At 62.7% G+C, this 22,196-nt stretch carries 18 protein-coding genes and 1 tRNA gene; 12 read left to right on the top strand and 7 right to left on the bottom strand.

The genetic code is table 11. The features are described from left to right. The first annotated feature begins 36 nt into the window (after window positions 1–36). A complete protein-coding gene (gene nagE / locus OJHNALOF_RS13120) occupies window positions 37–1,563 on the top strand; it encodes an N-acetylglucosamine-specific PTS transporter subunit IIBC (RefSeq protein WP_206063742.1) in 1,527 nt (508 codons plus the stop codon). A gap of 507 nt (window positions 1,564–2,070) precedes the next feature. Here the strand turns inward: nagE and OJHNALOF_RS13125 are convergent. Next, window positions 2,071–2,146: transfer RNA gene (locus OJHNALOF_RS13125), tRNA-Asn, on the bottom strand. A 151-nt stretch (window positions 2,147–2,297) separates the two neighbouring features. On the opposite strand from OJHNALOF_RS13125, the gene uvrB reads away from it, so the two are divergent. The 3 genes from uvrB to OJHNALOF_RS13140 all read left to right on the top strand — a co-directional run bounded on the left by uvrB (window position 2,298) and on the right by OJHNALOF_RS13140 (window position 6,163). Then, a complete protein-coding gene (uvrB, locus tag OJHNALOF_RS13130; protein WP_165662286.1) occupies window positions 2,298–4,298 on the top strand; it encodes an excinuclease ABC subunit UvrB in 2,001 nt (666 codons plus the stop codon). Window positions 4,299–4,385: 87 nt separating this feature from the next. Continuing rightward, window positions 4,386–5,186 (top strand): AraC family transcriptional regulator, encoded by an 801-nt coding sequence (locus tag OJHNALOF_RS17175; RefSeq protein WP_094198831.1) that lies wholly within the window; start codon window positions 4,386–4,388, stop codon window positions 5,184–5,186. A gap of 50 nt (window positions 5,187–5,236) precedes the next feature. Further along, window positions 5,237–6,163: a thioredoxin family protein gene (locus tag OJHNALOF_RS13140; RefSeq protein ID WP_165662287.1), complete on the top strand. Its 927-nt coding sequence runs from the start codon at window positions 5,237–5,239 to the stop codon at window positions 6,161–6,163. 31 nt (window positions 6,164–6,194) lie between these two features. Here OJHNALOF_RS13140 and OJHNALOF_RS13145 read toward each other — a convergent pair whose 3' ends face one another. Together OJHNALOF_RS13145 and corA are read right to left on the bottom strand one after the other, a co-directional pair. Further along, on the bottom strand, window positions 6,195–6,662 hold the full coding sequence (locus OJHNALOF_RS13145; RefSeq protein ID WP_165662288.1) for a CreA family protein: 468 nt from the start codon (window positions 6,660–6,662) through the stop codon (window positions 6,195–6,197). An 80-nt stretch (window positions 6,663–6,742) separates the two neighbouring features. Then, window positions 6,743–7,690, bottom strand: a complete 948-nt coding sequence (gene corA, locus OJHNALOF_RS13150; protein WP_094198834.1) for a magnesium/cobalt transporter CorA — start codon at window positions 7,688–7,690, stop codon at window positions 6,743–6,745. 209 nt (window positions 7,691–7,899) lie between these two features. On the opposite strand from corA, the gene OJHNALOF_RS13155 reads away from it, so the two are divergent. Beyond that, the gene (locus OJHNALOF_RS13155) at window positions 7,900–8,370 is read left to right on the top strand and encodes a DUF922 domain-containing protein (RefSeq protein ID WP_094198835.1); all 471 of its coding nucleotides are present in this window, start codon (window positions 7,900–7,902) and stop codon (window positions 8,368–8,370) included. A 40-nt stretch (window positions 8,371–8,410) separates the two neighbouring features. Here the strand turns inward: OJHNALOF_RS13155 and mnmC are convergent, their stop codons facing one another. Next, a complete protein-coding gene (gene mnmC / locus OJHNALOF_RS13160; protein WP_165662289.1) occupies window positions 8,411–10,396 on the bottom strand; it encodes a bifunctional tRNA (5-methylaminomethyl-2-thiouridine)(34)-methyltransferase MnmD/FAD-dependent 5-carboxymethylaminomethyl-2-thiouridine(34) oxidoreductase MnmC in 1,986 nt (661 codons plus the stop codon). Between the two features lie 107 nt (window positions 10,397–10,503). Between mnmC and fabB the strand changes: the two genes are divergently transcribed. Then, entirely contained in the window at window positions 10,504–11,718 is a 1,215-nt protein-coding gene (gene fabB / locus OJHNALOF_RS13165; protein ID WP_094198837.1) for a beta-ketoacyl-ACP synthase I, read from the top strand. Between the two features lie 67 nt (window positions 11,719–11,785). Here fabB and OJHNALOF_RS13170 read toward each other — a convergent pair whose 3' ends face one another. Next, window positions 11,786–12,529: a phosphatase PAP2 family protein gene (locus OJHNALOF_RS13170; RefSeq protein WP_094198838.1), complete on the bottom strand. Its 744-nt coding sequence runs from the start codon at window positions 12,527–12,529 to the stop codon at window positions 11,786–11,788. 113 nt (window positions 12,530–12,642) lie between these two features. Between OJHNALOF_RS13170 and OJHNALOF_RS13175 the strand changes: the two genes are divergently transcribed. The 6 genes from OJHNALOF_RS13175 to dedD all read left to right on the top strand — a co-directional run bounded on the left by OJHNALOF_RS13175 (window position 12,643) and on the right by dedD (window position 19,648). Then, on the top strand, window positions 12,643–13,752 hold the full coding sequence (locus OJHNALOF_RS13175; protein WP_094198839.1) for a 4-phosphoerythronate dehydrogenase: 1,110 nt from the start codon (window positions 12,643–12,645) through the stop codon (window positions 13,750–13,752). A gap of 142 nt (window positions 13,753–13,894) precedes the next feature. After that, complete coding sequence (locus tag OJHNALOF_RS13180) at window positions 13,895–15,880, top strand: FimV/HubP family polar landmark protein (protein WP_206063705.1); 1,986 nt, start codon at window positions 13,895–13,897, stop codon at window positions 15,878–15,880. A gap of 102 nt (window positions 15,881–15,982) precedes the next feature. Continuing rightward, window positions 15,983–16,774, top strand: coding sequence for a tRNA pseudouridine(38-40) synthase TruA (gene truA, locus OJHNALOF_RS13185; RefSeq protein WP_165662290.1), 792 nt, complete (start codon window positions 15,983–15,985; stop codon window positions 16,772–16,774). Window positions 16,775–16,851: 77 nt separating this feature from the next. Then, window positions 16,852–17,715 (top strand): acetyl-CoA carboxylase, carboxyltransferase subunit beta, encoded by an 864-nt coding sequence (gene accD / locus OJHNALOF_RS13190; RefSeq protein ID WP_165662291.1) that lies wholly within the window; start codon window positions 16,852–16,854, stop codon window positions 17,713–17,715. Then, a complete protein-coding gene (gene folC / locus OJHNALOF_RS13195; RefSeq protein ID WP_165662292.1) occupies window positions 17,715–18,968 on the top strand; it encodes a bifunctional tetrahydrofolate synthase/dihydrofolate synthase in 1,254 nt (417 codons plus the stop codon). Before accD ends, folC begins: the two co-directional genes overlap by 1 nt. Before the next feature lie 2 nt (window positions 18,969–18,970). After that, window positions 18,971–19,648, top strand: a complete 678-nt coding sequence (dedD, locus tag OJHNALOF_RS13200; RefSeq protein ID WP_165662293.1) for a cell division protein DedD — start codon at window positions 18,971–18,973, stop codon at window positions 19,646–19,648. Window positions 19,649–19,676: 28 nt separating this feature from the next. On the opposite strand, the gene tusE is transcribed toward dedD, so the two are convergent. Continuing rightward, window positions 19,677–20,006 (bottom strand): sulfurtransferase TusE, encoded by a 330-nt coding sequence (tusE, locus tag OJHNALOF_RS13205; protein ID WP_094198844.1) that lies wholly within the window; start codon window positions 20,004–20,006, stop codon window positions 19,677–19,679. 26 nt (window positions 20,007–20,032) lie between these two features. Then, complete coding sequence (yccS, locus tag OJHNALOF_RS13210; protein ID WP_094198845.1) at window positions 20,033–22,156, bottom strand: YccS family putative transporter; 2,124 nt, start codon at window positions 22,154–22,156, stop codon at window positions 20,033–20,035. Window positions 22,157–22,196: the final 40 nt, after the last annotated feature.

Here is a 22,196-nt window from a genome sequence, read left to right on the forward strand (position 1 = left end):
ACGCCGGCCCGGCCATGACCACGGAGAGTCGCTGTGATGCTGTTGGGATATCTGCAAAGGCTGGGCAAGGCGCTGATGCTGCCCATTGCCACCCTGCCGGTGGCGGCGCTGCTGTTGCGCCTCGGACAGCCGGATCTGCTCGCCCTGCCCTTTATGGCCCAGGCGGGGGCCGCCCTGTTTGATCAGTTGCCACTGCTGTTTGCCATCGGCATTGCCGTGGGCCTGTCCCGGGACGATGCCGGTGCCGCGGCCCTGGCCGGCGCCGTGGGGTACCTGGTACTCACCGGTGCCGTGGTGAGCCTTCATGCCGAGATCAGGCTGTCATTTTTTGGCGGCATTATCGCCGGCATCATCGCCGGGCACTGCTATAACCGCTTTGCCGCCGTGCGCCTGCCGGACAGCCTGGCCTTTTTTGGCGGCAAGCGGCTGGTGCCCATTATGACCGGGCTATTGTGTCTGCTGGTAGCGGTGTTGCTGGGGGTTGCCTGGCCGCCGGTGCAGCAGGCCATCGACGGCCTTGGCCAGGCGGTGGCGGGCGCCGGTGGTGCGGGGCAGTTTGTCTATGGCGTGCTTAACCGGGCGCTGATCCCGGTGGGGCTGCACCATGTGCTCAATTCCCTGTTCTGGTTTGGCCTGGGAGATTGCCTCAAGGTGAGTTATGAGGCCGGCGGTGTTCAGCAGCATATCTGCCTGGCACCGGCCCTGGCCGGCACCCTCAGCGTGGGCGGGCCCGTGCCCGGCGTGGACGGCGCCGTGATCAACGGCATCGCCGACGACGTTGTTCGGGGTGATCTGAATCGATTCTTTGCCGGCGACCCCACCGCCGGCGGATTTATGGCCGGTTTCTTTCCGGTGATGATGTTTGGCCTGCCGGCGGCGGCCCTGGCCATGGTGCTGGCGGCGCCCAGGGGGCACAGGGCCCGGGCCGCAGGCCTGCTGCTGTCGATGGCGCTGACCTCCTTGCTCACCGGCATTACCGAGCCGCTCGAATTTACCTTTATGTTTCTGGCGCCGTTGCTCTATGGCCTGCATGCGCTGCTTACCGGGGTGTCGCTGATGGCGGCCAATGCCCTGGGCGCGCTGCACGGTTTTGGCTTTTCCGCCGGCCTGTTTGATCTGGTGCTGAACTGGGGGCTGGCCACCCATCCCTGGCGATTGCTGGGACTGGGGCTGGTGATGGCGCTGCTCTATTTCGTGTTGTTCTACTCGGCCATTCGGCTGTTTCGCCTGGCCACGCCGGGACGGGAGCTCGCCGGCGATGCCCCTGAGCAGCAGAACGAAACGATTCGGCCCAAGGATGATCAGGACAGTGTGTTGGCGAGAGGATTGATCGCCGCCCTGGGCGGGGCCGGCAACCTGCAACACATTGACGCCTGCATCACTCGACTGCGGTTGACCCTGAAGGATACCGCCCTGGCGGACGACGCCCGGCTGCGGGCCCTGGGAGCAAAAGGCGTGGTGCACCTGGGGGAGCACCACCTGCAGGTGGTGCTGGGCACCCGTGCCGAGACGGTGGCCGGTGCGATGAAGGCCGGGTTAGTTAAGGAGCAAAACGGGTCTTAATCGTGCTGATAGTGAAATTTTACCGGTGTTGATGGCGAATTGAGACCCAAGTAGGGAAAAAATCATATAAATCTGGCCTTCCGGTACGATTGAATGCGGCAATGTATGTAAAAAAACGAAACGGGTTGCGGCGCTTTGCCGAATATCGCGGCCGGGGATTTTTTCAGTTTCGTACGGCACTGATTTGGTCACGGGTTATGCACAGCCGGCGGGAGCCTCGCGGCGGCTGGGTTTGGGCAGGTTATCCACTATTTCTGTGGATAACCGTGTGGACTTGATGAAGGAAAGCGGTGAGAAGCCAGTCAGGGCGCGGCTTTCAATTAATCCGGCAAAAAAACAATCAAATGATAATGCGTTGAAAATCAATGCTTTAAAAAAAGCAACAAAAAAATCCCGCTCAGTTTATCGACACTGGCGAGGGAATGAAACAAAGCCGCTGGCATGTGGGTTTTTGCCGGAGTGGATTGTTGATTTAGTGGATAAGTCAAGTGCCGACAGGCGAAAAAGTGGCTCCCCCTGCTGGACTCGAACCAGCGACATACGGATTAACAGTCCGCCGTTCTACCGACTGAACTAAGGGGGAATCTCGTGAAGAGGCCGCGAATAATACGCGGCCGATCTGTTCGGGTCAAGGCCCCAAAGGGATTTTGTTGCTAACGGCCATTCGCGCCCGTTTTTGGCAATAAAGGTCACTCGGAGGTACACTGGCCGGGCATAGCGAGGAGGCAGGGCCCATGAGCAAGACATTTGAACTGGTGAGCGACTATCAGCCCGGCGGCGATCAGCCCACCGCCATCGCCCAGTTGCTGGACGGCATCGAGTCCGGGCTGGCGCACCAGACCCTGCTGGGGGTTACCGGCTCCGGCAAGACCTTTACCATGGCCAACGTCATTGCCACCCTCAATCGGCCCACCATGGTGCTGGCGCCCAACAAGACCCTGGCGGCCCAGCTGTATGGCGAGATGAAGGAGTTCTTTCCGCACAACGCGGTGGAGTATTTCGTTTCCTATTACGACTACTACCAGCCCGAGGCCTATGTGCCCACCACCGACACCTTTATTGAAAAGGACGCTTCCATCAACGATCACATCGAGCAGATGCGGTTGTCGGCCACCAAGGCGCTGATGGAGCGGCGGGATGTGATTATCGTGGCCTCGGTGTCGGCCATTTACGGCCTGGGCGACCCTCAGTCCTACCTGAGCATGATGCTGCATCTGCGCACCGGCGATATGCTGGATCAGCGCGACATGCTGCGCCGGCTGGCGGAGCTGCAATACAGTCGCAACGACGCGGCTTTTCAGCGCGGCACCTTTCGCGTACGCGGGGAGGTGGTGGACATCTTTCCCGCCGAATCGGACGATCAGGCGGTGCGAGTGGAGCTGTTCGATGACGAGATCGAGCGCATCAGCCTGTTTGATCCGCTCACCGGCGCCGTGCTGCAGACGGTGGCCCGTTTTACCATCTACCCCAAGACTCACTATGTGACCCCGCGGGAGACCCTGCTGGAAGCCATAGAGCACATTAAAAAAGAGCTGGTCGAGCGCAAGGCGCAACTGCTCTCGGCCAACAAGCTGCTGGAAGAGCAGCGCATCAGTCAGCGTACCCAGTTTGACATCGAGATGATACAGGAGCTGGGTTACTGCTCCGGCATTGAAAACTACTCTCGCTACCTGTCGGGCCGGGGTGAGGGCGAGCCGCCGCCCACCCTGTTTGACTATCTGCCCGGTGACGGCCTGCTGATCATCGACGAGTCCCACGTCACCGTGCCCCAGATTGGCGGCATGTATAAAGGCGACCGTTCTCGTAAGGAGACCCTGGTGGAATACGGCTTTCGCCTGCCCTCGGCGCTGGACAACCGGCCCCTGCGCTTTGAGGAGTTCGAGGCGCTGATGCCCCAGACGGTGTTTGTGTCGGCCACTCCCGGCCCCTATGAGCTCGACAAGTCCGGGAATGATATTGTCGAGCAGGTAGTGCGTCCGACCGGCCTGCTTGACCCTGTGCTTGAGGTGCGCCCGGTGGCGACCCAGGTGGACGATCTGCTCTCCGAAGCGAGGCTTCGAGTGGAGCAGGGCGAGCGAGTACTGGTGACCACCCTGACCAAGCGCATGGCGGAAGATCTCACCGAATACCTGAACGAGCACGGGGTCAAGGTGCGCTACCTGCATTCCGACATTGATACCGTGGAACGCATGGAGATCATTCGTGATCTGCGCCTGGGCGAGTTTGACGTGCTGGTGGGCATCAACCTGTTGCGGGAAGGCCTGGACATGCCGGAAGTGTCGCTGGTGGCCATTCTCGATGCGGACAAGGAAGGCTTCCTGCGCTCCGAGCGTTCCCTGATCCAGACCATAGGCCGGGCCGCCCGCAACCTGAACGGCAAGGCCATTCTCTATGCCGACCGCATTACCCGCTCCATGGCTGCCGCCATTGATGAAACCGAGCGGCGGCGGGCCAAGCAGCAGGCCTTTAACGAAGAGCACGGCATTGTGCCCAAGGGCCTCAACAAGCGCATCACCGATGTGATGGATCTGGACGGCACCAAGCGGGTGGGGTCAAAACGGGCCAAGGACAAAGCCCCGTCGCCGGAGCACCTGCCCAGCGCCAGGGAGCTCAGCCACCAGATCGACGAGCTGGAGCAGCAAATGCTGGCCCACGCCCAGAACCTGGAGTTCGAGCAGGCCGCGGCGCTGCGGGATCGCATTCACCAGCTCAGGGAGCAGATGATTCGCAGCTGAGGGCGATGAAAATGAACCAGGCTCAAGACAAGCTGTTTTTCCGCTCACGGCGCGGCCCCGAACTCCGATCCCGGGGGAGGGCCTGGGGTGCGTGAGCAAGGGCAGCTGGCATTCCGCTATCTGGGATTTCGGCGCTTTTTGCCGGATCCCGAGCTGGCCGGCTGGGTGGACTGCTTCTGGGCCATTGGCGAAGGTGCCGGCCTGCCTTACGGATCCTTTGAGACCACGTATCCGGACGGCGGCTGCAGCCTGACGGTGACCCTTGACGGCCCCCTGCGCGGCGCCCGCATCGAATTCAACCGGCGTACCGAGCGGCATCTGTTTCTGGCCGGGCATCGCTGCATCAGCGCCCGGCTCAGGCCCGGCGCCCTGTTTCAGTTGTTTGGGGTGTCTCCCACCCTGTTGCCGGCGGGGGCGGTGGATGCCTGCCAGCTGTTGCCCAGCCCGGCGCAAGCCCGCTTGCGCCGGCTGCTGGTCGGGCTGGACGGCCTGGCGGTGGTGCCGGCCATTGCCAGGCTGGAAGGCTGGCTCGCGGAAGAGGCGGTGCACACCGGCGACGCCTCGCAGACTCGGCTGGCGTTGGCCATGTTACGGGAGCCGGACATGCGAGTGGGCCAGGTGGCCTGCCGGCTTGGCATCAGCAGCCGCACCCTGGAGCGACGGCTGCAGCAGCAGATAGGCCTGAGTCCGGCGTTTTACCAGCTTTGTGTGCGCATGCAGGCGGCCCGACTGCAACTGGCCCGCCCAAAGGCTTCACTGGCACAGGTCGCGCTGTCTTGCGGTTATTACGATCAGGCCCACTTCACCCATGCCTTTCGCCGCTTTGTCGGCGGTACCCCCGCCGAATACCGTAAACGCAAGTTGTCGCAAAACTACAAGGCACCCTGACGGCGTTCGTTCACACTTCACGGGAACCCATTGCCACCGAGGAGCCTTTTATGATCATCACCCTTGCGCGCCTGTGTCTGGCGCTTTGCCTGACCCTGTCCTTATCCGCCTGGAGCCAGGAGTCGCATTATCGCACCATTGAACTGACCGACTTTGCCACCGGCACGCCAACCCGGCTGGCGGAGCTGGATCACGCCAAGCCGACCTATATCAAGTTCTGGGCCACCTGGTGTCAGCCCTGCATGCAGCAGATGCCCCACTTTCAGCTGCTGCAAGACACCTTTGGCGACCGCATTAATTTCGTGGCGGTGAACATCAACATCAATGAACGTTCGGGCCGGGTCAGCAGCGTGATCGACCGGTTCGGGCTGACCATGCCGGTATGGATGGACCAACGGGGCCAGCTGGCACTGGAGCTGGGGCTGGAAGGCACTCCCTATTCGGTACTGATCAACCCCGCGGGGAAGATCGTCTACACCACCCATGAGTCCGATGCGATGCTCGACGGCGTGATGGCGCGGCTGGCCGACGGACAGTCGCTGTCTTCGGCCGGCACCGAGACGTTAGGCGAGAAGCAAAAGGCACGGCTGCTGGCGCCCTGGCAGCAGGGAGAACACCTGGTGTTTTTTAGCGCGACCTGGTGCGACTGGTACCTGGAAGAAGCCAGGCCCGGCATGGCGCGACGCTGCAAGGACGTGCAGCAAGGGTTGAACGAGCTGGTGAAACAGTTGCCTGAAGAGCCCTGGCAGGGAGTGGTCAATCACCTGTGGACGGACGACAAGGCGCTGAGCGAGTTTGTGGAAAAATACCAAATGACGATACCGTTTCACATTGATCGTCATGGCGTGTTGTTTAACGAATTCGGCGTGCGCGACCTGCCGGTACTGCTGAAACTCAGAGACGGCAAGGTGATCGCCACCGTCACCGACTTTTCTTCGGTGGCGGCGGTCAGGGCACGTCTGGGCGAAGCGCGCTGAATGCGGGGGCCTTTGGCCCCCGTTGTGGCGTTCAGGGCCGGGAGGCGGCCTGATAGGCCTGGGTGCCCCACAAGGGCACCGTCGACATGGAGTGTTTGTAGCTGCCGCTGGTCTCCTTGGTGCTGTAGGCGATATAGAGCAGACTCTGGCTGGTTTCGTCATAGATGCGGCGAATCTTCAGGCTCTTGAGAAAGATGCTCTTGGACTTCTTGAACACGATATCACCGCTTTTCGAGCGGTCGATGCCGGCTATCATGGCGGTGGTGATCTCGCCGGTCTGCCGGCAGCTGATCGACATGTCCGACGGATCGGCCAGATCCAGGTCTGCCACTATGTTGGACATATGGCAGGTGACGCCGGGCACTTCCGGATCGGTCAGCACCTCAATCTTGATGTCCTTGGTGGTAAACAGCCCCAGGGACACATCGCCCACCTCGTTATTGTCGCAGCCGGCCAGGCCGAGGGCGGCCAGCAGCAGGGTCATGCATGGGTATTTCATGTCATTCCTCGTCGATCAGGTCACTATGGTGATAAGCCATGGCCGGCGCGTTGACCGGTTGCCGGCGCTTCATGATGCGGCTACAGCCAGCCTTTGCGCTTGAAGAAGTAATAGGTGCCGCAGGCGGACAACAACATCAGCACCAGCGACAGCGGGTAACCGTATTTCAGTGCCAGCTCCGGCATAAAGTTGAAGTTCATGCCGTAAATACTGGCGATCAGGGTGGGGGGCAGAAACACCACGGCGGCCACCGAGAAAATCTTGATCACCTTGCTCTGCTCCAGGCTGGTAAAGCCCATGGCTGCCTCCAGCTGAAAGTTGATCTTGTCGAACAGAAACTGGGTATGGGGCAGCAGCGACTCGATGTCGTAGAGCAGCTCGTCTATCCACTTGCGCTGCTCGTCGCTGGCCTGCTTGCGCAGGGTGCGGCGCATAAAGCGCAGCGCTCGGCGCGTATCGTACAGCGCCAGACGCACATGACCGTTACCGTCTTCCTGGTGCATCAGATTCGACATGGTCTGGCGCAGATCTTCCACCTGCAGCACTTCCTTGGCGGTTTCCTCCAGGGTCTTGTAGCCGTCTTCAATCAGATCCGAAATGTATTCGATCTTGAGCTGAAAAATTTCCAGCAGCAGGTCCGGGGCATCTTCCACCTCGAGCCGGTCCTGGCGCATATAGTGGCGCAGCAGCCGCATCAGGCCCAGATCGTCCTCCCGAAAACTTATCAGCATGTTGTTGCGCAGGGTAAACAGCACGTTGATGCCGTCGATTTCCTTGCCCAGCCGCTGGGGAAACAGGGAGTGGATGTGCAGGCCGTCCTTGTCCCGGTAGAAACGGGCCGAGGCCTCGATGTCGTCCAGCTCATCCAGCTCGGGCACTTCTTCCACGAACAGCTGCTTCATCCAGCTTTGTTCCTGCTCGTCGGGTTTGAGAATGTCCAGCCACAGGGTGTTGGCGGGTAGCTTGTCGGTCAGGCTCAGGGGCTGAATTTCAAGGGATTTCCCGTTCAGGGTATAGGCTGTGATCATACAGCGCTCCAGACAGTCGGCTTTGTTTGCACTATATAGAGGCGGGCCGGGCTTGTCAGGTATGCCGGCCCGGCCAAATGCCCGATTGCGGGCTTTTCCACCATAGACTCAAATGACTTAAGTTGCCGCCGGGTTTATAATCAGCAAATCAGGTCAGGCGCCGCTATCGGGAGAAAAGAGTTGTGAAAGGAGTGTCTTTTGCGTTGCTCATGTTGCTTGCCACCCCCGCCTTTGGCGCCATGGAGCTGAAGGCCCGGCAAACCGTGGATGTGTATGGCTCCACGGCCCTGGAGCCCAGCCTGGCGGATGTGGATTATCGCATGTCGTGGCAGCTCAGTGGCGAGCAGGGGCAGGCGGGGTGCGCGCCTGCCCGCGTGCTGGTGTCGCTGACCGCCACCGTGACCGAGCCGCTGGAATGGCCGCAAACCCCCGAATGGCAGAACTACCGGCTGGCACTAACTGCCTACGAGCGGCTGGTGCGCGAGCGGGCGCTGCTGGCCGCGGAATGGCTGGAGCGCTCGCTGTTTGAAATTGCGCCCCAGGCCGACTGCATGCAGTTGCACCGGGTGGCCGACAACGTGGGTTATCATCAGCTTGGCATTGCCCAGGACCTGCTTAAACACTTTCAGCGTGAGCAGGACTTCGGTCGTCAGCTCGGCCTGATTCGTCCGGCGGAATAACTTCCTCCTTCATGATGCTTTCAGCTTTTAGCTTCCAGCTTTAAGTTACCGGTTTTCCTTTCAGCAGTTTGCGCAGCCAGTGCCGGTTGGGATTGAGGGCGTCAAGCACCTCCCGGCCCAGGGGCAGGGGCTCGTCCTGGATCTGGGCGGCGAGCACTTCCGCCAGCAGCGGCGCCGAGCACATGCCCCGGGAGCCCAGCCCGGAGAGCACATACAGGCCCGCGTGATCCGCGGCCAGGGGAAAGGCCTGGCCGGCCCGTTTCGGCATGTCAGTGTAGTCGGCCAGCTGGGCGTCCTTGTCGGGAGCGGCACCGGCCAGGGGCAGGTGATCCCGGCAGGCGGCGCGAATGCCCACCCGGCCTTCTCCCGGAATGGCGTTTGGCTCACCCAGGGCGGGCAGGGTACGTTGCAGCTTGGCCAGGTTGTCGGCTTCGTCTGTTTCACGGTAATCAAGGCCGGCATCGCGTCGGTCGTAGCTGGCGCCCACGCAATGCTGCCCTTGCCAGGCGGGAGTGAGGTAGCCTTCGTAGCACACCACGGTATTCAGTGCCGCCAGCACCGGTTGGGCCGGCAGATGGCTGACCTGGCCACGCACCGGATAGAGCGCCAGACCTTGGGTTTGCGCCAGGGTGGTCAGGGCGTGGCCATTGGCCAGCACCACATTATCCGCACCGAATGTCTGCCCGTGCTCCGTCTGTACTTGCCATCCATCATGGATACGTTCAAGACCGGTAACCCTGGTATTAAAATGGCATGCAATATCACCGGCTTCCGCCAGCAGGGCGGCGGTCAGCTCATGGGGGCAGACCCAGCCGCCAAGCGGATAGGCGACCCCCCTCTGGTTGGCCTCGATGCCGGTGGTTTCATTCACTTCCTCGGCAGACAAGGGCTGTACCAGCTCGGGCGGAAAGGCACCGGCGATCAGTTTGTCTATCTTGGCGGCGCTTTTGTCATCGTGGGCCAGCTGCACCACGCCACACCAGTCGTGGCCAAAGGGCTGGCGTTGAGCCAGGCGCTCAAGGGCGCGCCGGCCATACAAAAACGCCGGCAGATAAAACTGGCTCAGGGTGTCGTGATCACCGTTCAGCAGTGGATAGATGGCGCCCTGATGGTTGCCCGAGGCCCCCTGTGCAGAAGCACTTTCCCGTTCCAGCAGGGTGACGCGGTGGCCGCGGCGGGTCAGTTGCCGGGCCAGGGCCGCCCCCGCCACGCCGGCGCCCACGATCAGGGTGCGCTGACCCAGGCCCGGACGGCGCCAGTACCAGGGTGAAGGGCGGGGGGGCCGAGTATCGCTGCGACGAAAACCGGCCAGCATTTCCCGTTTGCGGCCAAAGCCTTTGACCCGTTTGACCTCAAAGCCCGCGTCAATCAGTCCGCGGCGCACAAAACCCGCGGCGGTAAAGGTGGCCAGGGTGGCGTCGTTACGAGCCAGCCGGGCCAGCTGGGCAAACAGCTCGGGTGTCCACATTTCCGGGTTTTTACCCGGGGCAAAGCCGTCCAGATACCAGGCGTCGACCCGGCCGGCGAGCCCGGCGTCCATTTGCGGCAGCAGCTCGGCCACGTCCCCCAGCCACAAATCCAGGCATACATCTTCCGCGAGCCACAATCTGTGACAGCCATCAACCAGTACCGGATATTCAGCTAACAAATGTTCGCTTAAAATGGTAAGCTCTGGCCATTGGCGCAGGGCTTGCTGCAGATCGTCACGGGAGAGGGGATATTTCTCCACGCTGATAAAGTGCAGCCGGCGTGTATTGCCCTGGGGGTGCTGGCGTTTATAGTCGGCAAAGGCTCGCCAGGTCGCCAGAAAATTCAGGCCGGTCCCGAAGCCGGTTTCGGCCACCACGAAGAGGTCGCGATCGTGCTCGGCAAAGCGTTGCGGCAACCCGTTATGACCCAGAAACACGTAGCGGGTTTCCTCCAGACCGTTGTCATTGGAAAAATAGACATCGTCAAAGGCGGTGGCGACCGGGGTTCCCTGGTCATTCCAGTCGAGACGGGCTGTGGTAATAAAACGGTGAGACACTGAGCGCTCCGGGGCCGCAAAAAACGGTCATTTTATGTGAAAGCTGACCAGTTTGACCATGCTTTGTGGTTAGAATTGGCACCAAATCGAAACAGTAGGAACGATAGATGAGAAGAGCAGTCATTACCGGTATCGGTGTGGTCTCCAGCATTGGCAACAACAAGGAAGAAGTGCTTGAGTCCCTCAAGGCCGGCCGCTCCGGCATTTCCTTTTCCCAGCAGTTTGCCGATCATAAGCTGCGCAGCCAGGTATGGGGCGACATCAAGCTGAACCCGTCCGAACACATCGATCGTAAAGTGATGCGCTTTATGGGCGACGCGGCGGCGTTCGCCTATCTGTCCATGGAGCAGGCCATTGCCGACGCCGGTCTGGACGAATCCCAGGTGTCGAACGAACGCACCGGCCTGGTGACCGGCTCCGGCGGCGCCTCTTCCAAGAACCAGATTGAAGCCTGTGACATTCTGCGTGAAAAGGGTGTGCGTCGTGTGGGCCCCTACATGGTGCCGCGCACCATGTCGTCCACCACTTCCGCCTGTCTGGCCACGCCGTTCAAGATCAAGGGCATCAACTACACCATCAGCTCCGCCTGTGCCACTTCCGCGCACTGCATTGGCCATGCCCTGGAGCAGATCCAGCTGGGCAAGCAGGACATCGTGTTCGCCGGTGGCGGTGAAGAAGTGGACTGGACCCTGGCGCTGCAGTTTGACGCCATGGGCGCCTTGTCCAGCAAGTACAACGACACCCCCGAGCAGGCATCCCGTACCTATGACGCCGGCCGTGACGGCTTCGTTATCTCCGGTGGCGGCGGTATCGTCGTGGTGGAAGAGCTGGAGCACGCCCTGGCCCGCGGCGCCAAAATCTATGCCGAAATCACCGGCTATGGCGCCACTTCCGACGGCTACGACATGGTGGCTCCGTCCGGCGAAGGCGCGGTGCGCTGCATGCAGCAGGCCATGGCCACCGCTCCGGCACCGGTGCAGTATGTTAACACTCATGGCACTTCCACCCCGGTGGGTGATGTCAAGGAGCTGGAAGCCATTCACACCCTGTTTGGCGATAAGGCCCCCTATATCTCCGCCACCAAGGCCATGACCGGTCACGCCCTGGGCGCCGCCGGTGTGCACGAGGCGGTGTACTCCCTGCTGATGCTGGAACACGGTTTTATTGCCCCGAGCATCAACATCACCGAGCTGGACGAAAAGGCCAAGGGTCTGCCCATCGTCACCGAGTGTCAGGACGCCGAGCTGGACACCGTGATGTCCAACAGCTTTGGCTTTGGCGGCACCAACGCCAGCCTGGTGTTCAGCAAGTACAAGGGCTGATACTCCAACGGTATTAAAAAAAGCGCCTCTGGGCGCTTTTTTTATAGGCGGTGCGGTTGCTATTTTCTTACGTCTCACCCAGCCGCTGATCCAGTCGGGAAAAGGCCCAGGCGCCGGCGCCGCCGAACAACACCCCCAGCACACTGCTGGCCAGAATGTCTGCCGGCCAGTGCAGGCCCAGCAACAAGCGTGAATAGCATACCGCCACCGCCCAGCCGGCCAGGGCCACCAGGTGCCAGGCCGGCTGCCGGCGATAGCCCAGCACCAGGCAGAAAAAGCCGGCGATGGTCATGGCCGCAATGGAGTGGCCGGAAGGAAAGGAATAGTTCACCTCTTCCTGCCAGTGGTGCTTGAGCCAGCCGGGGATCTGGGTGTCACTTACGCCCAGCAGGCTTTGTTGCAGTTGCTGTTCCCGCGCCGCCTCGGGAATGGCATAAAAGCTGGCACTGTCGGCCAGCCTGCCTTGCTGCACCAGCCAGAGCACATAGGGCCTGGGCTCCTTGAAATAAAGCTTGGCCACCGTCTTGGTGACAAAGGCGCCGCCCAGGGCCGCAAACAGGCAGAAAAAGAACGCCAGCAGCAGGGCCGGACGACGGCGGCCGCGGTGCAGGGCAAGCATGCTCAGGGCCAGCAGGGTAATGCCAATGCCGAGCTTGCCCACGGTCAGGGTCAGGCCATAGGCCAGCAGCGCCGGTGGCTCGTCCAGATCCAGCAGCGGAAACCAGTGCCATTGCCACTGCCAGGCGAGGCTCGCCAGGGCCACGGGCAGGATTAGCAGAGAACATACCAATAACAACAGGCGCAGGGTCATGATGGATCTCGAGCGGGAAAGGGCCGGCAGTCTAGCAGAAAGCCGGTAACGGTGGCAGTGAAGCCGGATTCAAGTCGGAGTACAATAGCGGCCGTTATAACAAGGAGATAGCGATGAAAGTGCTGGCCGATGAAAACATGCCCTTTGTGCACGAGCTGTTTGGCGACTGGGCCGAGGTGGTGACCGCGCCCGGGCGCACCCTGCGTCCGGAGCAACTGCGAGGAGTGGATGCGCTGCTGGTGCGTTCCATCACTCAAGTAAACGAGGCATTGCTGAGTGAGGCAGACCGGCTTGGTTTTGTGGGCACCGCCACCATCGGTTGCGATCATGTCGACACCGGCCTGCTGGCCCGGCGCGGTATCGCCTTTGCCAGCGCCCCGGGCTGCAACAAGGTCGCCGTGGGCGACTACGTGCTGGCGGCCCTGCTGCGGGTGGCGGCCCACAAGCAGTGGCAGTTGGCCGGTAAAACCCTGGCGGTGATCGGTGCCGGCAACACCGGCAGCGAAGTGGCCCGGCGGGCCGAAGGCCTGGGCATGCGCGTGCTGCGCTGCGACCCGCCATTGGCCGAGGCCGGTGCGTCGGGCCTGGTCGACATTGACCAGGCACTGACCGCCGATGTCATCAGTTTTCATGTGCCCATTACCCATGAAGGCCCTTACGCCACCCACCACCTGCTCAACCGCCCGCGCATCGAGCGCCTGCATGCGCAGCAGGTGCTGATCAACGCCTGTCGGGGCGATGTCTGGGACAATCACGCCCTGCTCGCCCGCCAGCAGGGTGGATCGCCGCTGACCCTGGTGATGGACGTCTGGGAGCACGAGCCATTGCTGCTGGCCGAGCTGGTACCTCATGTGCTGATCGCCACCGCGCACATCGCCGGCTACAGCCTGGAAGGCAAGGCCCGGGGCACCTTTGCCCTCTACCGGGCCCTGTGCGACCATGGCGAGCGACCCGTTGCCCGTCATCTGGACGAGCTGCTGCCGGCTCCCGAAGTGAGCGCGGTCAGCCTGAATGACCGACCCGATCAGGCCATGGTGGCACGGCTGGTACGGCTGGTGTACGACATCGAGCAGGATGATGCGAACTTTCGCCGTGGGCTGGCGTCGGGCGAGGCAAGCTTTTTTGACCGGCTGCGCAAGGACTATGCCGATCGCCGGGAGCTGGGGTCGCTGCAGTGGTGCGGCGTGACCGAGGGGGCCGAGGTCCTGGGGTTTAAAGCCTGAGCGTCCTCGGCCGATAACCATTGGCCCACTACGAGTACAGATAAGTTCCTATTGGGACTGTTTTTTTCTACACTTGTGCCATGGTCAGCCGGGCGGCCGGTGAGCCGGCCCCGCGTTCGAAACAAGGGATACCAACGACATAATGAGAAAACGCCGACCACCGCTTTACTCCGTGCTGGCCCTGTGGCTGTCTGTTACCCTGCCGGCCGCGGCACAGGAGTTCTACATCGAGCTGAGAGGGCCGGAAACACCGGCGGCCGCGCCGACCCCCGCACCCGAGGTGGTGCCGGCCGCCAGCCAGCCTTCCCTGCAACGGCCGGGACGCTACGGCCCCATCACCAGCACCGACACCCTCTGGTCCATCGCCGCCCGTAATACCTCTGCGCCGGCCACGGTACAACAGACCATGGTGGCGCTCTATTATCTCAATCCCGGCGCCTTTGTGCGGGGCAATATCAATTATCTGCAGCGAGGCGCCAGCCTGCGCCTGCCCACCCTGACCCAGGCGCAACAGCGCACCCCCGCCGAGGCCGAGGCCGAGTTTCGCCGGCTGAGTCAGCAGGGCAGCCGGCGCATGGCCCGGCCCCAGGTCGCGGCTACCCCGGCACCGGCCCGGCCGTCGACGCAGGCCGCCCCCGTGGTGGCCACACCGCCGGCCACGGCCAAACCCGCCGCAGCCCCTGCGCCCAAGGCGGCCGAGTCGGCGCCGAGTCATGGTCTGAGCGAGCCCAGGGCGGCGCAGCCACCGGCCGCCGTTGCCGAGCTGGCCAAACCGGAGCCCGCAGCCAAACCCGAGGCGGTCGCGCCCGCGGCGGCCGAAGGCAGCCTTGTCGCCGCTCCGGATCAGGCCGAGCAGGTGGCCCTGGAGCGGTTGCAGGCCCGGTTGCTGGATGAGTTGCGCGAGCAGATGGCCATGTCCAATGAGCAACTGGCCGCGCTTGCCGACAACAACCAGGCCTTGCGCAATCGCCTGAGTCAGCTCACCGCCGAGGTGAACGAGCTGAAAATGGTGCGTCTGGCCCCTGAACAGCCGGAGCCGGAAACCAAGGGCGGCTGGCTGGCCGAGTTGTTGGGTCAACCCCTCAACCTGGCGCTGTTGCTGCTGTTGCCGGCATTGCTGCTGATGGCGCTGTTCACCCTGTGGTGGCGCAGCCGGCTCAAGCGGGAACTGGCCGAGCAGGAAGCGGCGTCATCGGAGCTGATGATGGACGATGACGATAACGACTTTGGTGATCTGTTTGCCACCGAGCCGGCACGCAAGGAAGGGCAGCAGGACAATACCGAAGCCGCTTCCCCTGCCGATGCCGCTACCGACGGCCCCAACGCCCGCGAGGAGGACGAGTCCGGCATCGACGAGGACGCCTTTGCCCGTTTTCTTGAAGAGCAGGAACGGCTGGAGGAAGAAGAGCAGCAACCCCGAGCCGAGGATGACGAGGTGCTGTTTGACGACGCTGGTGGTGAAGTGCTGTTTGATGACGCCGGTGAGCGCGCCGAGGCAGAGGTTGCCCTGGACGACGATGATGGTGAACGCCCAACGGCGCCAAAGGCGGAGCAGAGCGACGGCGGAAAGCCCCGTTTGGACAACGCCGCCGATGACGATGAAGTTCTGAACGACGGCCTGGTTGACCAGGCGCCCGCCCGCGACGACGAATCCGAGCTGGCCCTGGACGACGGCCTGTTTGACCAGGCGAGCGCCCGTGATGACGAGTCCGAGCTGGCCCTGGATGACGGCCTGTTTGACAACGATGAAGCCACCACCGCCACCGAGGCGAAACGGGATTATGCCCGCTTTGCCCTTGATGCCGAGGAGGAGCCGGTGACCGACAAGGCCGAGACGGTGACCGCCGAACCGGTTAAGGCCAGCGCCGACCAAGCGCCCCGAAGCCGGCCGGCGAGCACCGCTCGTCCCGAGCTTGACGACTATGCCGGGCTGCTGAGCGACGAGCAGGACACCGACATCGATCTGGATGAAGGCGGCATGGGCGCCAAGCTGGACCTGGCCCGGGCCTATATCGAAATCGAGGATGCCGACAGCGCCCGGGAACTGCTCAACGAGGCGCTGGAAAAAGGCAATGCCGAGCAACAGGCCGACGCCCGCAAACTGCTACAGCGCCTCGGCAAGCGCTGACCCCAAGTGAACGGTGACAGTGGGAGCCGGCCGTAAGGCCGGTTCTTCATTTTGCCGTGGCAACGAGTATAATTGCCCTCCTTTTTTATCTTGGAACTGAATATGCGCATTGCCCTTGGCATAGAGTATGACGGCAGCCGCTATTACGGCTGGCAACGGCAGCGGGAAGTCCCCAGTGTCCAGGAAGAGGTGGAAAAAGCCCTTTCAAAAATCGCCGATCACCCGGTGGAGGTGCAGTGTGCCGGTCGTACCGATGCCGGCGTGCACGGCACCGGCCAGGTGGTGCATTTCGATACCCAGGCAACCCGGCCCGATGGCGCCTGGACCTTAGGCATGAACGCCAACCTGCCGCCGGACATCGCGGTGCGCTGGGTCAGGGCGGTGCCCGATGAGTTTCACGCCCGCTTCAGCGCCAGCGCCCGTCGCTATCGCTACATTATTTTCAATCACAATATGCGGCCCGCCATTCACGGCGCCGGGGTCAGCCATTACGCCGGCCATATCGATGCCGACAGAATGCACGCGGCCGGTCAGTGCCTGCTGGGTGAGCGGGACTTCAGTGCCTTTCGCGCGGTGCAGTGCCAGTCCAAAAGCCCCTATCGCAACATCATGCACCTTAACGTGCAGCGTTTTGGCCACTATATTGTGCTCGATATCAAGGCCAATGCCTTTCTGCACCACATGGTGCGCAACATCACCGGCACCCTGCTCAAGGTGGGCATGGGGGAGGCCGACGGCGCCTGGGTAAAGGAGGTGCTGGAAGGCCGGGATCGCAACCTGGCCGGGGTTACCGCCAAGGCCGGGGGCCTCTACCTGGTGGGGGTCGATTACCCCGAGGAATTTGCATTGCCCTCGACCATTCCCGGCCCGTTGTGGCTGCCGGACCAACTTTAATTTTTATCAACCCGCGGCCGAATATATGATTTAATGGCCGCTGCGTGACAACCACGAAAAAATGATTAAGGATTTCCATGAGCTGGCTTGAGAAAATTCTCCCCAAGAACAAGAACATCGGCGTTCGCCGTCACAATATTCCGGAAGGAGTCTGGACCAAGTGCACCAACTGCGAACAGGTGCTGTATCGTGCCGAGCTTGAGCGCAATCTGGAAGTCTGCCCCAAGTGCGATCATCACATGCGCATCAGCGCCCGCAGCCGCCTCGACAAGTTCCTGGATCAGGACGGTCGCGAGGAGCTGGGCGGCGAGCTGGAGCCTCAGGACATTCTCAAGTTCAAGGACTCCAAGCGCTACAAGGATCGCATCAGTGCGGCCCAGAAAAGCAGCAACGAAAAAGACGCCATGGTGGTCATGAAGGGCACCCTGCGCGGCCTGCCGGTGGTGGCTTGTTCCTTTGAATTCTCCTTTATGGGCGGCTCCATGGCTTCCGTGGTGGGTGCCCGTTTCGTCAAGGCGGTGGAAGCCTGCCTGGCGGAAAACCGCGCCCTGGTGTGTTTTTCCGCCTCTGGCGGTGCCCGCATGCAGGAAGCCCTGTTCTCCCTGATGCAGATGGCCAAGACCAGTGCCGCCCTGAATCGCCTGTCCGAGGCAGGCCTGCCCTACATTTCCGTGCTCACCGATCCCACCATGGGTGGTGTGTCTGCCAGCCTCGCCATGCTGGGCGATGTTAACGTGGGCGAGCCCAAGGCACTGATCGGTTTTGCCGGCCCCCGAGTGATTGAGCAGACCGTGCGCGAAAAACTGCCGGAAGGCTTTCAGCGCAGCGAGTTCCTGCTGGAGCACGGCGCCATCGACATGATCATCGACCGCCGCGAAATGCGCGATCGCTTGGCCGGCCTGATTGGCAAGCTGATGAACCAGGAGCCGCTGGAAGTCTGATGCATCAACCCGCAGCCCACGCACCCAGGCGGTCGCTGGCCGACTGGCTGGCGGTGCTCGAAGGCCTGAACATTGCCCATATCGAGCTGGGCCTTGAGCGCATGCAGCGAGTGGCCGGCACGCTCGGCCTGCTCAGCCTGCCGTCCCATGTCATCACCGTGGGCGGCACCAACGGCAAGGGCACCACCTGTGCCCTGCTTGAGAGCATGCTGCGCGCCGGCGGTCACAGTGTGGGGGTGTATTCCTCGCCCCACCTGCTCGACTACCGGGAGCGGGTACGCATCAACGGTGACTTTCCCGCCGAACAGGCGTTCTGCGATGCCTTTGCGGCGGTGGAAGCGGCCCGGGGCGACACGGCGCTCACCTATTTCGAGTTTGGTACCCTGGCGGCACTCTGGCTGTTTCGGGATGCACACCCGAATGTGGTACTGCTGGAAGTGGGCCTGGGCGGCCGGCTCGACGCCACCAATGTGGTGGACTCGGATCAGGCGGTGATTACCACCATCGCCCTGGATCACACCGACTGGCTGGGCTCCGACCGTGAAGTGATCGGCTTTGAAAAGGCGGGCATACTGCGTCCCGGCAAACCGGCGGTGTGCGGCGATCTCGATCCGCCCGCCAGCATTGCCGCCCAGGCCGACAAGCTGGGTACCCGGCTTGCCTTCAGCGGCAAGGACTTTCACTGGCAACAGCAGGGTGACAGCTGGTGTTTTGAAGGCCAGGGGCTGGCGCTTTCCGGACTGCCGGTGCCAGGCCTGCCGCTGATGAATGCGGCCACGGCCCTGGCCACCCTGGCGGCCTCGCCCTTTAGGCTCTCTGTCGATGCCATCGTCACCGGCCTGCGTGAAGCCCGGCTGGCCGGCCGGCTGCAGCAGCTGGCGCCGAACCTGTGGGTGGATGTGGCCCACAACCCCGAGTCGGCGGCTTATCTGGCGTCCCGGCTGCAGGGCGGCGAGGGGGCCATTCACGCCGTGGTGGGCATGCTCAAGGATAAGGACATTGCCGCCACTTTGGCTCCCTTGCTGCCGTTGGTGCAACACTGGTACCCGGTCAGCCTGGGCGGCCCCAGAGGGGCCGACGGCAGTATGCTGGCCGGCCTGCTGGGCGTTGACCGGGCCTATGCCTCGGTGAGCGAGGCCCTGCCGGTGGCGCGGAAGGCCTGTGCCGAGCATGAGCGGGTGATTGTGTTTGGCTCCTTTTTCACCGTGGCCGAGGCCCTGGCCTGGCACGCCGAACAACAAGGAAAGGACTGAAAATGGCAACCCAGTTTCAGCATCGCCTAGTGGGCACCGTGATCCTGGTGGCGCTGGGCGTCATTTTTCTGCCCGATTTGCTGGACGGCAAGCAGCCGCCCATGCCGGAGCAGGCGGTGAGCATTCCCCTGCGGCCGGAGCTGGAACCTCCCCAGGTGGCCCCGGCGTCCAGGCCTGAGGCGGCGTCCGCCGAGCCGGCCGCCACGGCATCGGCGGAAAGCTGGACCCTGGAAGAGGTAAGGGAAGCGCCGCCAGCGCCACCCAAACCCGAGCCGCAAGTGGTCAGCGCGCCCAAGCCCCAGCCGGTCGCCGAGGTGAAGCCGTCAGCGCCCAAGCCGGCCCCGGTGATCAAGCCGGTCGAGCCCAAGCCGCAACCGGCCCCGGTGATCAAGCCGGTTGCGCCGACGCCGCAGCCCGCACCCCAGATTAAGCCAGTGGCGCCCGCCGCCGGGGCTGATCATGTTGTGCAGCTGGGTGCCTTTCGCAGTGCCGACAACGTCAATGCCCTGGTGAGAAAACTGCAGGCGGCGGGCTATCGGGTGCAAACCTCACCTTCGGTGCCGCGTCAGGGTGAGCTGAACCGGGTTTGGGTGGGACCGGATGCCAAGGCTCGGCTGCAACAGCAGCTGCCGGCCCTGGAACGGCTCACCGGCCTCAAGGGCCGCGTGATGGCTCAATAAAAAATTCCGGCCTCGCGCCGGAATTTTTTTAAATACACTTCACCGGTTTGGGCAGGCCCGCCAGTTTGGTGGCCTGCTTGGCCGGTCCCTTGGGAAACAGCCGGTACAGGTAACGGCTGTTGCCCTTGTCTTCACCCAGCTCCTTGGCCATGGCCTTCACCAGCGCGCGTATCGCCGGCGAGGTGTTGTATTTCAGGTAAAAGTTGCGCACAAACTGAATCACCTCCCAGTGTTCCGGGGTCAGGGTAATGCCTTCCTGCTCGGCCAGGACTTCCGCCATGGCCGGCTGCCAGTCCTGATGGTGTTTCAAGTAGCCCTGGGCGTCGGTATCGACCGGGCGGCCTTCAAATTCAAGCATGCTCTCTCCTCATTTTGCCGCCCATTTTACTCAAGGGCCGTGTCTTGTGCATCTTCACGTACGCCACCCGCCAGCTGATAGAGATCGTTGACCAGCAGCGCCATGTTGTTGTGCAGCTGACGGGTGAGGATCTGCCATTCGTCTTCGCTGCTATTCACCATGGCCGGCAGCGGTGGCTGCGCCGGCAGAGGCACGCCGCGGCGCAGGGCGTCGGCGGCGGTACAGAGGCGCTGGTTCAGCCCGTTGACAAAGGCATCGGGCAACCCCTGTCGGTGGGCGCCGAGGGCCGAGAGGTAAGACAGCAGGGTGTGATTGCGATAGGCGATTTCAAAACACAGGTTGAGCCAGTGTTTCGACACCGGCTCCACCCGAATATTTTGCCAGGCCTGGGCCAGCTGGTTGTCGGCCAGATGGGCCTGCTTGCGGGCAATGCGGTAGGCCAGGTTTTCCGGCGGCATGTCGTCGCCCTGGTGGCTGATGGCACAGAGATAACCGGCGTTGGCCTCCATGGCGTCCGCCAGTAGCCGGGGCAGGTGGCGACGTTGCCAGTCGGGCCAGATAAACCACACCGCCACAAAGGCCAGGGCACAGCCGGCCAGGGTGTCGAGCAGGCGCGGCAGCAGCACCGGATCCCGTGCGATCCCCTGCAGGTTAAAGGCCAGCAGCACAAACAGGGTGATAAAGCACACCGCCCAGCTGTAATGCACCCTTACCTGGGTAAAGAACACAAAGGCGCACACCAGCAGGATCACCAGCTGGCTTTCCACCGACGGAAACAGCCACAGCAGCGGTGCTCCGGCGGCAATGCCGGCCAGGGTCCCAAGAGTACGTTCGGTCAGGCGTTGGCGGGTAGCGCTGAAGCTGGGCTGACACACAAACAGAATGGTCAGCAATATCCAGTAGCCCCGTTCCAGCTCCAGCGCGGTGACCAGGCCGTAGCCCAGGGCAAAGCAGGCGCTCAGGCGCACGCCGTGACGAAACAAAATGGCATTGGGGTTGAGCAGGGCGCGCAGCCGCTCACCAAAGGACTGGGGCGCCGGCCGGGCGAGCTCGGCCCGGGCGGTCGGGGCCTCGCGGCCGTCTCGGGCGGTCAGGGCCTCGGCCCGAAGCAGGGCCTGGTGCACGTGCTCCATGTTGCGGGTCAGAAACCGAAGCGGGCTCATCAGCTCGGGGGAATAGTGGCGGCGCAGATGGCTGTAGTCGAGCTGATCCTTGAGTGCCGACAGCTCCCAGGCGATGCGCCGGCCGGACTGGTAGGGGCGGTGGGTGAGAATGGCCAGCCCCAGGCGGTAACAGGCTTCTCCCAGCTCCGCCAGCAGGATCTGATAGCCGGCCAGCACCTCGGCCCGCTCCAGCGCCTGATTAAGCTGCTGATAGGAATAATGGCTGGACGCGGCCCGCTCATGCATGCCCTGCACCAGCAGGTGCAGTTCCAGCAGCCGGGCCAGTTCGGCATCCCGCTCGCCGCCATGCAGGCGCCGGTTAAGGATTTGCTTGCTCAGCTCCAGGTTGTTGACCAGTTGAATATTGAGCTGGGCCAGCTGATGGCGCAGCCCCTGGTGCAGCTCGTCGGGGCTGTCGAAAAAGCGTGACTTGGCCAGCAGGTAGCGGGACAGGGCAAAATAACACTGGGCCAGCTGTTCGTGCACCGGCTTGTAGGGCCAGGCCAGCAGCACCAGCCATGAACACAGCCCATACCAGGCGGCGCCGGCGGTCAGCAGTATCGGCTGATACCAGAAGCCGGGACTGTCCACATGGCCTTGCATGGCGTAGATGGACACCAGCAGGATGCCAAAGCCGAGCTTGCCGGCGGCCTGGCCCCAGGCGCCGGCCAGGATCAGGCCAAAGGTGACCAGCACCAGCACGGGACCAAACAGCCAGGGGATGTCAATCAGGGCGGTGACCCCGGTAATGGCCACAAAAAAGCACAACAGGCCCAGCAGCAGCAGCCCCAGGCGCCGGCCGGGACGTTGATCGGTTTCGCTCAGTGCCCCGGCCATGGCCCCCAGGCTAAGGGTCACCGCCGCCGGCACCTGCTCCAGCCACCAGCCCGCCAGCAGCAGGCTGGCCATCGCCAGCAACACCTTGAGGGCGAAGAAAAAATGACCATCGGTAAAGAGGCGTCGCAGCCACTGGCTGGCAGGGGACATGGCGTGTCTCGGTAATAAAGGGGGCTCTGCCGATAATACT

This window comes from Oceanimonas sp. MB9 (genome assembly GCF_011319775.1).
GTDB classification, from domain to species: Bacteria; Pseudomonadota; Gammaproteobacteria; order Enterobacterales; family Aeromonadaceae; genus Oceanimonas; species Oceanimonas doudoroffii.

Bases quoted from the DNA above. Each gene is read 5' to 3' on its own strand.
- nagE (WP_206063742.1), top strand. From the start codon at position 37: ATGCTGTTGGGATATCTGCAAAGGCTGGGCAAGGCGCTGATGCTGCCC.
- uvrB (WP_165662286.1), top strand. From the start codon at position 2,298: ATGAGCAAGACATTTGAACTGGTGAGCGACTATCAGCCCGGCGGCGAT.
- OJHNALOF_RS13140 (WP_165662287.1), top strand. From the start codon at position 5,237: ATGATCATCACCCTTGCGCGCCTGTGTCTGGCGCTTTGCCTGACCCTG.
- OJHNALOF_RS13145 (WP_165662288.1), bottom strand. From the start codon at position 6,662: ATGAAATACCCATGCATGACCCTGCTGCTGGCCGCCCTCGGCCTGGCC.
- corA (WP_094198834.1), bottom strand. From the start codon at position 7,690: ATGATCACAGCCTATACCCTGAACGGGAAATCCCTTGAAATTCAGCCC.
- OJHNALOF_RS13155 (WP_094198835.1), top strand. From the start codon at position 7,900: ATGTTGCTTGCCACCCCCGCCTTTGGCGCCATGGAGCTGAAGGCCCGG.
- fabB (WP_094198837.1), top strand. From the start codon at position 10,504: ATGAGAAGAGCAGTCATTACCGGTATCGGTGTGGTCTCCAGCATTGGC.
- OJHNALOF_RS13170 (WP_094198838.1), bottom strand. From the start codon at position 12,529: ATGACCCTGCGCCTGTTGTTATTGGTATGTTCTCTGCTAATCCTGCCC.
- OJHNALOF_RS13175 (WP_094198839.1), top strand. From the start codon at position 12,643: ATGAAAGTGCTGGCCGATGAAAACATGCCCTTTGTGCACGAGCTGTTT.
- OJHNALOF_RS13180 (WP_206063705.1), top strand. From the start codon at position 13,895: ATGAGAAAACGCCGACCACCGCTTTACTCCGTGCTGGCCCTGTGGCTG.
- truA (WP_165662290.1), top strand. From the start codon at position 15,983: ATGCGCATTGCCCTTGGCATAGAGTATGACGGCAGCCGCTATTACGGC.
- accD (WP_165662291.1), top strand. From the start codon at position 16,852: ATGAGCTGGCTTGAGAAAATTCTCCCCAAGAACAAGAACATCGGCGTT.
- folC (WP_165662292.1), top strand. From the start codon at position 17,715: ATGCATCAACCCGCAGCCCACGCACCCAGGCGGTCGCTGGCCGACTGG.
- dedD (WP_165662293.1), top strand. From the start codon at position 18,971: ATGGCAACCCAGTTTCAGCATCGCCTAGTGGGCACCGTGATCCTGGTG.
- tusE (WP_094198844.1), bottom strand. From the start codon at position 20,006: ATGCTTGAATTTGAAGGCCGCCCGGTCGATACCGACGCCCAGGGCTAC.
- yccS (WP_094198845.1), bottom strand. From the start codon at position 22,156: ATGTCCCCTGCCAGCCAGTGGCTGCGACGCCTCTTTACCGATGGTCAT.